The sequence below is a fragment of the Thermodesulfobacteriota bacterium genome (assembly GCA_040758155.1).
Classification (GTDB): domain Bacteria; phylum Desulfobacterota; class Deferrimicrobia; order Deferrimicrobiales; family Deferrimicrobiaceae; genus UBA2219.
Map to the genome: position 1 here is coordinate 1 of JBFLWB010000114.1, position 11058 is coordinate 11058.

12 protein-coding genes are annotated in these 11058 nt (G+C 65.1%); 5 read left to right on the forward strand and 7 right to left on the reverse strand.

Annotated features, from left to right (window positions below):
• The coding region (locus AB1346_07345) for an RNA-binding protein (GenBank protein MEW6720247.1) at positions 1 to 157 on the reverse strand (157 nt) is incomplete at its 3' end.
• Positions 158 to 457: 300 nt separating this feature from the next.
• On the opposite strand from AB1346_07345, the gene AB1346_07350 reads away from it, so the two are divergent.
• The gene (locus AB1346_07350; GenBank protein MEW6720248.1) at positions 458 to 2176 is read left to right on the forward strand and encodes a hypothetical protein; all 1719 of its coding nucleotides are present in this window, start codon (positions 458 to 460) and stop codon (positions 2174 to 2176) included.
• 41 nt (positions 2177 to 2217) lie between these two features.
• Here AB1346_07350 and AB1346_07355 read toward each other — a convergent pair whose 3' ends face one another.
• The 6 genes from AB1346_07355 to msrB all read right to left on the reverse strand — a co-directional run bounded on the left by AB1346_07355 (position 2218) and on the right by msrB (position 7370).
• The gene (locus AB1346_07355) at positions 2218 to 3309 is read right to left on the reverse strand and encodes an ABC transporter ATP-binding protein (protein ID MEW6720249.1); all 1092 of its coding nucleotides are present in this window, start codon (positions 3307 to 3309) and stop codon (positions 2218 to 2220) included.
• Positions 3306 to 4136, reverse strand: a complete 831-nt coding sequence (locus AB1346_07360; GenBank protein MEW6720250.1) for a carbohydrate ABC transporter permease — start codon at positions 4134 to 4136, stop codon at positions 3306 to 3308. The genes AB1346_07355 and AB1346_07360 overlap by 4 nt, the downstream gene beginning before the upstream one ends.
• Entirely contained in the window at positions 4133 to 5017 is an 885-nt protein-coding gene (locus AB1346_07365; protein MEW6720251.1) for a sugar ABC transporter permease, read from the reverse strand. The genes AB1346_07360 and AB1346_07365 overlap by 4 nt, the downstream gene beginning before the upstream one ends.
• 8 nt (positions 5018 to 5025) lie before the next feature.
• Positions 5026 to 6318, reverse strand: coding sequence for an ABC transporter substrate-binding protein (locus tag AB1346_07370; GenBank protein MEW6720252.1), 1293 nt, complete (start codon positions 6316 to 6318; stop codon positions 5026 to 5028).
• An 18-nt stretch (positions 6319 to 6336) separates the two neighbouring features.
• Complete coding sequence (gene msrA, locus AB1346_07375; GenBank protein MEW6720253.1) at positions 6337 to 6867, reverse strand: peptide-methionine (S)-S-oxide reductase MsrA; 531 nt, start codon at positions 6865 to 6867, stop codon at positions 6337 to 6339.
• 92 nt (positions 6868 to 6959) lie between these two features.
• Entirely contained in the window at positions 6960 to 7370 is a 411-nt protein-coding gene (gene msrB / locus AB1346_07380; protein ID MEW6720254.1) for a peptide-methionine (R)-S-oxide reductase MsrB, read from the reverse strand.
• A 294-nt stretch (positions 7371 to 7664) separates the two neighbouring features.
• Between msrB and AB1346_07385 the strand changes: the two genes are divergently transcribed.
• The 4 genes from AB1346_07385 to AB1346_07400 form a co-directional block, all read left to right on the forward strand.
• On the forward strand, positions 7665 to 8240 hold the full coding sequence (locus AB1346_07385) for a sigma-70 family RNA polymerase sigma factor (GenBank protein ID MEW6720255.1): 576 nt from the start codon (positions 7665 to 7667) through the stop codon (positions 8238 to 8240).
• Complete coding sequence (locus tag AB1346_07390) at positions 8240 to 8494, forward strand: hypothetical protein (GenBank protein ID MEW6720256.1); 255 nt, start codon at positions 8240 to 8242, stop codon at positions 8492 to 8494. Before AB1346_07385 ends, AB1346_07390 begins: the two co-directional genes overlap by 1 nt.
• 21 nt (positions 8495 to 8515) lie before the next feature.
• Complete coding sequence (locus AB1346_07395) at positions 8516 to 9517, forward strand: 2-hydroxyacid dehydrogenase (protein MEW6720257.1); 1002 nt, start codon at positions 8516 to 8518, stop codon at positions 9515 to 9517.
• 340 nt (positions 9518 to 9857) lie between these two features.
• The coding region (locus AB1346_07400; GenBank protein MEW6720258.1) for a DUF4139 domain-containing protein at positions 9858 to 11058 on the forward strand (1201 nt) is incomplete at its 3' end.

The window sequence follows — 11058 nt, forward strand, 5'->3', positions numbered from 1 at the left end:
TCGCCATCTCAAGGAAACCGAATCCTCTGCTCCGGCCCGTCTCGTTGTCCGTGACGATGGTCACCGATTCCACCGTGCCGAACCGCAAAAAAGCCTCCTTCAGGGAATCCTCCGTTGCGGAAAACGGAAGATTCCCGATGTACAACTTAATGCCCATAAACCCTCCTGATCAGGCGTCAGCGCCGCAAAAGAGGTCATGAGCACGATTTCTCGGGATCTCTTAACCTGCGGGAGTTTGCTTCTTTTATAAATATACCACATGCGCATGCCGACGAGGGCAATGAAGGCACTCGATGAAGTGCTGCGTCCGGAACGCGTGTAGCCCCTTCACGATTTATTCATCGTCCTTTCACAATCCGTTAAAGGCCGCCCGGTACAAATCTTCGCGGATGCCCGCCCAAACGGCAGGGCAACGAGGTTTTCGCCAACCCACCCATCGGAGAAAGGAGAACAGCAGATGAAGACCTTGCATGCCGGATGGAGGACCGGAGCCGCCGCGCTGGCCCTCGGACTTGCGCTGGCAGGTCCGGCCTTCGCCGGGAACCGGGACAGGGAAGAGATGAAGGAAAAGTGGATCGCGGGAGATTTCCACCAGCATTCCTATTTCACGGACGGCAGCAACCAGATCGACAAGGTCATGTCGAACGGTTACGCTTTCGACCTCGACTTCCAGGCCAACTCCGAGCACGGCGGGCTTCAGGGAAGGGACGGCTACGGCAGGAACTGGAACGACACCGGCGTCTACCCGACCCTCCCCTCCATCGGGGATCCGACCGGCGGGAGGATGTGGCGCTGGCAGTCGCTCCTCCGGACTTCCGACATCCCCGGCTACGCGGGTCCCGCATACCTGGGTGCCTACGACTGGCTGCTGGGGATCCGGGAGGATTTCCCCGACAAGGCCACGATGACCGGCATGGAGTGGAACATCCCCGGCCATGAGCACGGCAGCACCGGGATCGCCCGGAAGAACGCCCTTCCGATCGCCGAATTCGAGTACCGCTTCGACCAGTCCGACACGGACGGGACCGTCACGACCGTCACGGCGGACACGATGGGGTGGCCCGGCAAGAGGCAGAACGGCGAGTACACCGTCGCATACCCGCTCCTCGGGCTGAACCCGTTGCACGAAAAGGCGATCGACGGCATCAAGTGGATGCAGAAACATTACCCGAGGTCGGGGTGGATCGTTCCGGCGCACGTCGAGCGGCGCGGCTGCGGCGGGGTCGGCAACAACGGCTACACCGCCGCGGCGTTCCGCGACATGAACGACAACGGCCCGACGGTCGCCTTCGGCTTCGAAGGGATGCCGGGGCACCAGAAGTCGGTCCAGCGCGGCGAGTTCGGCGGCAGCTCGTGCGGCGGCGGCACATACGGCGGCGCAGGGATCTACGTTGCCCAGGTGGGCGGTCTCTGGGACGCGCTGCTCGGCGAGGGGCGCGGCTTTTACAACTTCGCCAGCTCCGATTTCCACGGCACCGGGAACGATTTCTGGCCCGGCGAATACCAGAAGACCTACGTGAAGGCGAAGGTTTCCGGGCGGCACGGCGAGATCCGGCAGGAAGACGTCGTGGCGGGGCTCCGCTCCGGCAACTCGTTCGCGGTCCACGGCGACCTGATCGAAGAGCTCGATTTCCGCGTCGCTCCGCATTCGCGCCACTGCGGCGATGACGCCACCATGGGCGAGACGCTCAAGGTCCGCAAGGGCGAGAAGGTCGAAGTCAAGATCCGCTTTAAGTCGCCGGCGGCGAACAACTGCCGGCCGGGCGTCAACGCCTCCGCAGGCTTCAACTGCCAGGCGTACCCGCCGGTCGTCCACCACGTCCAACTGATCCAGGGCCGTTTCGGGAACGACCGCCCCGCGAAATTCCTCGCCGACGGCTCCGAGAATCCAGCGTTCGCGGAGAACACGAACCCTACCGCGAGCATCGTGAAGACCTTCGACGCGGCCTCCTGGACGGTCGACCGCAAGGGATACGCCACCATGACGTTCGTTGTTCCGAAGATGGAAGCGAACACGTATTTCCGGATCCGCGGGACCAACAAGGGATATAACGAGGCGGGAGAGACCGACCCGAACGGCAGCCCGCTCATCGATGTCCCGGGCAACAACAGCGCCGACGAGGCATGGAAGGATCTCTGGTTCTACAGCAACCCGATCTTCGTGAAGGTGCAGTAGGAGAGACCCGGGGGGGCGGGTCATCCCGCCCCCCGTCTCCGTCAGAGCGGGAACACGTGGATCGATTCCGACGGGATCTCGATCCGGGCGGCGTCCCCCTCCTTCAAGGCGCCTTCCTCCGCGACGGCCCGGATGGAGGCGCCCCCTACGTCGGCCGTCACCATGCTCTCCCGGCCGAGATTCTCCACCGCCGTCACGGTTCCGCGAAGGCCCGGACCCGACGGATCCTGATGCGCGCGTGCGTGCTCGGGGCGGATGCCGAACAGGATCTTCCGCGAGCCGATGGCGCGCACCCCGGATGCCCTGTCCGGTGAAAGCGGCAGCCGCGCCGTACCGATCCGGACGAAAACGGTCCCGTCTTCCTCCTCCACGCCGGCTTCCAGCAGGTTCATCGGGTACGGCCCTATGAAGGATGCGGCGAACGGCGTCGCCGGCTTTTCGTAAAGCTCCCGCGGCGTCCCGGCCTGGAGAACGCGCCCGCCGCGGATCAGGGCGATCCGGTCCCCCAGCGTCATCGCCTCCGTCTGGTCGTGCGTGACATAAAGGGTGGTGATGCCCAGGGACCGCTGCAGGCGGCGCAGCTCGATCCGCGTCGCCGTGCGGAGCGCAGCGTCCAGGTTGCTGAGCGGCTCGTCGAGGAGGAAGAGGCGCGGCTTGCGAACCAGCGCCCTGGCGATGGCCACCCGCTGCCGCTGCCCGCCGGAGAGCTCCGACGGCCTGGACCGGAGCAGGTCCTCGATCCCGAGCATGGAAGCGGTGCGCGCTACCGAGCGCTCGATCTCCTCCCGCCCCTCCCCGGCGACCCGCAAGGGGAACGCGATATTCTCCCCCACGTTCAGGTGAGGGTAGAGCGCATAGCTCTGGAACACCATCGCCACGTTCCGCTTCCCCGGAGGGACGAACACCTTCCCCTCCCGGGAGGCGACGATCTCCCCGTCGAACCGGATCTCGCCCGAGGTGGGGCGCTCCAGGCCGGCGGCGAGGTTGAGGATCGTGGATTTCCCGCAGCCGCTCGGGCCGAGAAGGACGAACAGCTCGCCGTCCCCGACGGAAAGGTCCACGCCACGGACCGCGGAGACGGCTCCCCGCGCGGACAGGTAGCTCTTCGATACGTCCAGGAAGTCGAGTCTCATTCCTTTACGGCCCCCCGGGTCAGCCCCTGTACGATCCGCCGCTGGAACGCCAGGGCGAGCACGACGACGGGCGCTACGGTGAGCGTCGCGGCGGCCATGACGGAGCCCCAGGGGATCTCCCCGTGCAGTCCCTCGAAGAGGGCGATGCCCACGGGGATCGTGCGGGCCCGGTGGTCCGTCGTCAGCATCAGGGCGAACAGCAGCTCGTTGAAGGAGAAGATGAACGCAAGGATCGCCGTCGAAAAGACGCCCGGGGCGGCAACCGGAAGGATCACCTTCCGGAGCGCCTCCAGGGGGCCGCACCCGTCCATGAGCGCCGCCCGGTCGATGTCGCGCGGGATCCGGGAGAAGTACCCCGTCAGGATCCACAGCGACAGCGGCAGTGTCCACGCGGTGTACGGCAGCACGAGGGCGACGTACGTGTTGACCCATCCCATGGAGCTCATCAGCCGGAACAGGTAGCCGACCAGCGATACCTGCGGGAACATCGACACGGAGAGCACGGCGAGAAGGACGGCCATCCTGCCCGGAAGCGCCATCCGGGCAAGAGCGTAGGCGGCGGGCGCCGCGACGAACACGGAGAGCGCGGCGCTGATCCCCGAGACGACGAGGCTGTTCCGGAAATACTCCGGGAAATGCAGCGATTCCGCCCGGAGCACCTCCAGGAAATGCCCGGCGGTGAAGGCGAAGCCCACGCCCGGAACGAGGAAATCGGCGCGGCGGCTCACGGCCGTCAACGCCATGACCGCGATCGGCCCGAGGCAGAAAACGGCCATCGCGCAGGCCCCGGCAGCGTATGCCGTCCCTATCCGCTTTTCCCCGTTCACGACATCTCCCTTCCGAACCTGCCGATCCTCACGTACGCCACGGAGAGGGCGAAGGCGACCAGGAACAGCACGACGGACACCGCGGAGCCGTACCCCATGTCTCCGCCGGTGAACGCATCGTACCCATACATGGATAGAGGGGTGGTGCTGCCGCCCGGCCCTCCGCGGGTCAGGACGAACGCGAGGTCGAAGACGCGCAGCGCGTCGATGGTGCGGAAGAGGAGCGCCACCACGACGACCGGCCGCAGCAGCGGCAGCGTGATCCTCGTGAAACGTTGCAGTGGGCCGGCACGGTCCACCTCCGCCTGCCGGTACAGCTCCTCGGGGATCGCGCTCAGCCCCGCGAGGAGCAGGATCGCCACGAAGGGAGTGGTCTTCCACACGTCGGCCGCCACGATCGCGAGGAACGCGCCTTCCGGCGACCCCAGCCAGTTCACGGGGGCATCGGCCAGCCCGAGGCGCTGCACGAGGTAGTTCGCCGGCCCGAACCGGAAATTGCAGATCAGCTCGAAGACCTTGCCCGAAACGGCGGCGGGCACGGCCCACGGTATGAGAACGAACGCCCGGAGCGCCCCGCGCGCCGGCGAAGGGCGATTCAGAAGGAGTGCGAACGCCAGCCCGAGTAGCAGCTCGAGGGGGACGGAGGCCAGGGCGAACAGGACGGTGAACCGGAGGGACTGCCGGAACGCCGGGTCGGACCACAGCGACACGTAGTTCTCCGGCCCGATGAAGGCCCGCGGCAGGAACGTGACGTCCCGGTAGAGGCTGTCGATGCACGTCCCGATCACGGGCGCGAGGACGAACGCCAGCAGGAAGGCGACGAGCGGGCCGAGAAAGGCGTAGCCCCGGAGCAGCTCGCGAAGTGTCCTGTCTTCGCCCATGCGCGATCCTATCGATACCGGGTAATGACCGCCTGCATCTCCCTCTCCGCGTCGGAAAGCGCCTCTTCCGGGCCGCTCGTCCCCGACAGCGCGGCGTTCAGGTGGCGCTGGAGGATCTCCGAAAGCCGGCCGTAGTACGGAAGGAGCGGCCTGGGCCTGGCGTTTTCGAAGACGGCCCGCAGCGTCCCCAGATGGGGGTTCCTCGCGAGAAGCTCCGGATCGGAATAGAGATCCCTTCGGCCGGGGTTCCACCCGAGTTGAAGCGCCAGGTCCCTCTGCGTGTCATAAGATGCCAGGTAGCAGAGGAACTTCACGCTTTCGGGCTTGGCGTCGCTGAAGGCGGAGATCCCAGCGTGCCATCCACCGAGGCATGCCGTCCCCTCCCCCGGATTCCAGCCCGGAAGCGGCGCGATCCCGGTCTTCCCGCGGACCGGGGAATCCTTATCCTCATGCAGCGGCCAGGCGTACGGCCAGTTCCGCTCGAAAAGGGCGTTCCCTCCCTGGAAGAAGGAGCGCACCTCCTCCTCCCGCATATCCGTGTACGTGTTCGGGGGAGAGATGCCGCGATCCCCGACCAGCTTCCGCATGAACCGCAGCGCTTTCCGGTTCTGCGGCGTATCGACGGTAACCTTGCCGTCTTCCACGCGGAAATCCCCCGCCGGGCCCGCGAATTCGAGGAAGCAGCACACCAGCCCCTCGTACTGCGCCCCCTGCCACGCGAAGGCGTAAAACCCGGGGTTGGAGCGGCGCTCCCCCTCCTGGACGGTCTCCGAGCGAAGGAGAAGCTCCTCCCACGTCCGCGGAGGGCCGGACAGCCCGTATTTTTCCAGCAGATCCTTCCGGTAGTACAACAGCCCCGCGTCCACATACACGGGCAGGGCGACCACGGCGCCCTCGCGCGTGTCGACCGTGTCGATCATCCGGGAAAAGAACGCCTCCTTCCCGGGGCATCCCTCTTTTCCGAGGTACGGGGAAAGGGGCTCGAGCCACCCGGACGCGGCGAACTGCGCGACCCAGGCCACGTCCATCAGGAACACGTCGGGGGATGGAATCCGCGCCTGGAGCGGCACCGTCAGTCCCTGCCTCCGCAGGCCGGTATCGGAGGGCTGCCGCAGCAGCTCGACCCGGATCCCCGTCTCCCGCTCGAACGCGCGGGCAACCCGCTCCCAGTGCGCGAACTCGGCGGGAGCGCCTCCCACGGCGAAGGTCAACGAGCCCGCGGAAGAAGGAGACCCCGCCGGGTCGCAGGCGAGAAAGGCCGAAACCGCGCAAAAGGCAAGGAGAAGCGCACGGGGTCGCATGGACCTCCATTCTCCCACTTATTTTCCGGTCTTTTCGCCCCAAAGCTGCCGGAGCCGGTTTTCCCGGCCGCAGTTCGTCTTGTAGAAGGTGTAGCGGAGCGGATTTTTCTTGTAGTAGTCCTGGTGGTACTCCTCGGCCGGGTAGAACGTTCCCGCCTTGGTGATCTCGGTGACGATCGGCTCCTTGAAGGGCCTGGATTTGCCCAGCGCCTCCCGGGATTTGAGGGCCTGCAGGCGCTGCTCCTCGCTGTGGAAGAAGATCCCGGTCCGGTACTGGGAGCCGACGTCGCAGAACTGGCGGTCGCGGACGGTCGGGTCGACGTTGCGCCAGAAGGCATCGAGCAGCTTGTCGTAGCCGACCTTCGCCGGATCGTAAACGACCTGTACCGCCTCCGCGTGGCCGGTGCCTCCGCCGGATACCTGCTGGTATGTGGGATGGTCGATGCGTCCGCCGATATAGCCGGAAGTCACCGAGATCACGCCGGGCATCTTTTCGAACGCCTCCTCCATGCACCAGAAGCAGCCGCCCGCAAATGTCGCCTTCTCCATCGAATCGGCCCCCCCTGCGGCCGTCGCGGCCGCAATGAACGAAAACAATACCGCCGTCCCGAATCCCCGCCGCATCGACATGGCCTCCCTCCTTATTTTCCTTCCGTTCCCGCCTTGACGAACGACAGGGCCGCCGAATTCATGCAGTAGCGAAGGCCCGTCGGCTTCGGCCCGTCCTCGAAAACGTGGCCCAGGTGGGCGTCGCACCTTGCGCAGAGCACCTCGGTCCTTTCGACGAAGAAGATGCTCCGGTCGCTCTCGGTGCGGATATTCTCCGCGGCGATCGGGGCATAAAAGCTGGGCCATCCCGTTTTGGAGTCGAACTTGGTCTCCGAACGGAACAGGTCCGTGCCGCAGCAGACGCACCGGTAGAGCCCCTTCTCGTAATGCTTGTCGTACTCTCCCGAAAACGCCTTTTCCGTCCCCTTCCTCCGGGTCACGCGGAACTGCTCGGGAGTCAACTGGCGCCGCCACTCCTCGTCCGATTTCACGACCTTTTTCACGGTGACATACCTCCCTGCCGCGGCGGAATAGATCTTCAGCGGCGCCTCCGCGGCCTGCGCCCGCCCCGCCGGGAACGGGAAACCGAGCAGCGCGTTCCCCGCCAGCAGGAGGGCGGCGCGGAGGAACTCCCCTCTTCCCATCATCGCCTTCGTCCATCGATCCATTTCGCATCCTCCTCCCGCTTCGATGATCTCTTCTGCCCTTTCGTCGCCGGAAACCGGGATTCCTTACATCGGTCCGCCGAAGCGGGGATGGTATGCTACCGGTAAAAAGGGAGCACGAGGACACGCGGCGTGCGGAAAACGGACCCGTCGGAGTGGGTGGACCGGTACGGGGACTACCTGTTCCGGTTCGCGATGCTGCGCGTGAGGGACCGGTCGCTGGCGGAGGACCTGGTCCAGGAGGCGTTCCTCGCCGCGCTCAGGGGCAGGGATTCCTTCTCCGGCGAGTCGTCCGAGGCGACGTGGCTGGCCGCCATCCTCAAACACAAGATCGCCGATCATTTCCGCGGGCAATCGAGGGAAGCCCCCCTCTTCGGTGAAGACCCGCCCGACCCTGCGGTGGACGCACCGTTCGCCGCCGACGGGCACTGGAAGACCGGCCCGGCGGACTGGGGGGAAAACCCCGAGGAACTCCTCCTTCGGAAGGATTTCCGGGATCAGTTGGCGAAATGCCTCGACGCGCTTCCCCCGGCGCTTGCGAACGCCTTCACCCTACGGGAGGTCGATGGGGAGGACACGAAGGGGATCTGTAAGGTTTTAGGCGTCACCGAGACGAACCTGTGGGTGATCCTCCATCGTGCGCGGGCGCGCCTGCGCAAGTGCCTGGAAGCCCGCTGGCTCGGGAAAGCTCCCGAGGAGGTGGCCTGATGCTGCGCTGCAAGGAGGCGACCCGGCTGATCTCCCTGTCGATGGACGAGTCGCTGCCCATGTTCAGGAAGGTCGAGCTGCGCCTTCACATCCTCATATGCCGCTGGTGCGCGAGATACGAGCGGCAGCTCCTCCTGATCCGCGACATGCTGCGGGGCCTCGACCTCGCGACGGATCGGCCGGATGGATCGACGGGCGAGACCCTTTCGGAACCGGCGCGGGAGCGCATCAAGGCATCACTTCGAAACGCCTGATCGTTCCATGGGGGTGGCACGATGATCACAGTCGCCGTCTACGACACCAAGCCGTACGACCGGGTATCTCTTCAGAAAGCCGCCGGGGATGCGGATATCCAATGGCGTTTCCTGGACTTCCGGCTGATGGCCGAGACTGCGTCCTCGGCCGCCGGGTCCGAGGCGGTATGCGTTTTCGTGCATGACCGGCTGGACCGGAGCTGTCTCGAAGCCCTCGTCCGGCAGGGAGTGAAGCTCGTCGTCCTGAGATGCGCGGGCTACAACAATGTCGATCTCGCCGCGGCCAGGGAGTTGAACGTCCCCGTGACGCGGGCCGCCGATTATTCCCCCCATGCCGTCGCCGAACACGCGGTCGCGCTGCTGCTAACGCTCAACCGGAAAATCCACCGGGCCTATAACCGGGTCCGGGACCAGAATTTCGCTCTCGTCGGCCTCGTCGGTTTCGACCTGTACGGAAAGACGGCGGGCATCCTGGGCACAGGGAGGATCGGCCGCATCGCGGCCGGGATCCTCAAGGGATTCGGCATGAGGGTCCTCGCGTACGACACGGTTCCGCAGGCCAATTGGGCGAAGTCGCACGGCGTGGAATATGTCGATATCGATGTCCTGGCCCGGGAAAGCGACGTGCTGTCGCTGCACCTTCCGCTGACCCCGAAGACGAAGTTCATCATCCACCGGGGGACACTGGACTTGATGAAGCCCGGCGCCATCCTCATCAACGTGAGCCGCGGGAAACTGGTCGACACCGCTGCCCTCATCGACGCGCTGAAATCGGAGAAACTGGGAGGCGTCGCCCTCGATGTGTATGAAGAAGAGGAAGGGGTGTTCTACGAAGATCTTTCCGGCCTGATCCTGCAGGATGACGAGCTCGCGCGGCTGCTGATGTTTCCCAATGTTCTGGTTACGGCGCACCAGGCGTTCCTGACGGCGGAAGCGTTGGCGGACATTTCGCGGGCGACCGTGGAAAACATCATGGCGCTGGCCGAAGGGCGTCCGTTCGTGAAGGGAACGGTGCTGGAGTAATTCGATCTACCCCCGGGGAAGTCCGGTTCCACCAGCTCCGATCCTTCCAGCCCTCTGAACTTCGTCTTGGCGATGCCCACTACGGGAATGCCGTTCGACGCCTCGTGCAGATGGGCGCCCAGCCCCGGCCGTCGGTCTCCTCCAAGCCAGACGTATCCGTCGATGACCAGGATCCCGGGCAGTTCCGTCCAGGTCTCCACAAGGACGCAGGCCGCGCGGGCCCCCTCGCCGACGTAGTGAACATCGAGGAACGCGATCAGACGGGTATCCTCGGCACATGGAATAAAAATCCGGTCTGCTGAGTATACATTCCGTCAAAGTCCGATTCTGCGGAGGACATATGTCGAGGCCGGACATGGTTCGTCTCCTGATTCTTGTCTCTTTCCTGGCGTTTGCGGTTGCGCCGGGTCGTCCTGCGGCCGCATCGGAAGCCGCCCGTCCAGCAGCGGTCCCCAAGGTGGTTTCCACGGAATCCGGCCGGATTTCGGCGGAGATCACCATTTACAATTCCGGTCTGGGGCTGGTGAAGGACCGGCGGAACGTCACTTTAAGCCGCGGCGACAGCGTGCTGCAGCTCATGGACGTGGCCTCCCGGGTGATCCCTTCCAGCGTGTCCGTGGAGGCGGTCTCCGATAAGGGAGGCGTGTCGGTCCTGGAGCAGAATTACGAATACGACCTGCTCTCGCCGGCCAAGCTCCTCGAAAAATACGTCGGCAAGACGATCCGCGTCCGGTACCGCAATCCGTACACGGACCGGGAGGACGAGAAGGAAGCGACGGTGCTGGCGTACAACGACGGCCAGCCGGTCCTCCGGATCGACAACGAGGTGACCTTCGGCATCCCGGGCAACTACATCTTCCCGCAGGTGCCGGAAGATCTGATTGCCCGTCCGACCTTGTCCTGGCTGCTGCGCAGGGATTCGGGCGGATCGAGGCAGCTCGAGACGCTGTATCTCACCGAAGGCATGACCTGGCGGGCGGACTATGTCCTGGTGCTGGAGGCGGACGAGAAGACGGCGGGCATGTCGGCATGGGTGACATTGGAGAACCGCAGCGGGGCGAATTTCCGCAATGCCCGGCTGAAGCTCGTGGCGGGGGATGTCAACAGAGTCCGCGATGAATCGGCGCGCGCGGGAAGGCCGATGCTTGCCAGGACTCTGGCTTCGCAGGAGACAGCGCCGCAATTCCGGGAATCGGCCCTCTTCGAATACCACCTCTACACGCTGCAGCGCCCCACCGACGTGAAGAACAACCAGTCGAAGCAGGTGGGGCTCCTTTCCGCTCTGTACGTACCCGTTTCCAAGGAATACGTCTTCCGGGGTAGCGACCATTACTTCATGGGGCGGGCGCACGGATACATCGAGAGGAACCGGAAGGTCCCCGTGTTCCTGATTTTCCGCAACGACAAGGCGTCGCGCCTCGGCATGCCGCTTCCCAAGGGGATCGTCCGGGTGTACAAGCGGGACCGGGACGAGTCGCTTCAATTCGTGGGAGAGAACAGCATCGACCACACTCCGGTCGACGAAAAGATCCGGATGACCG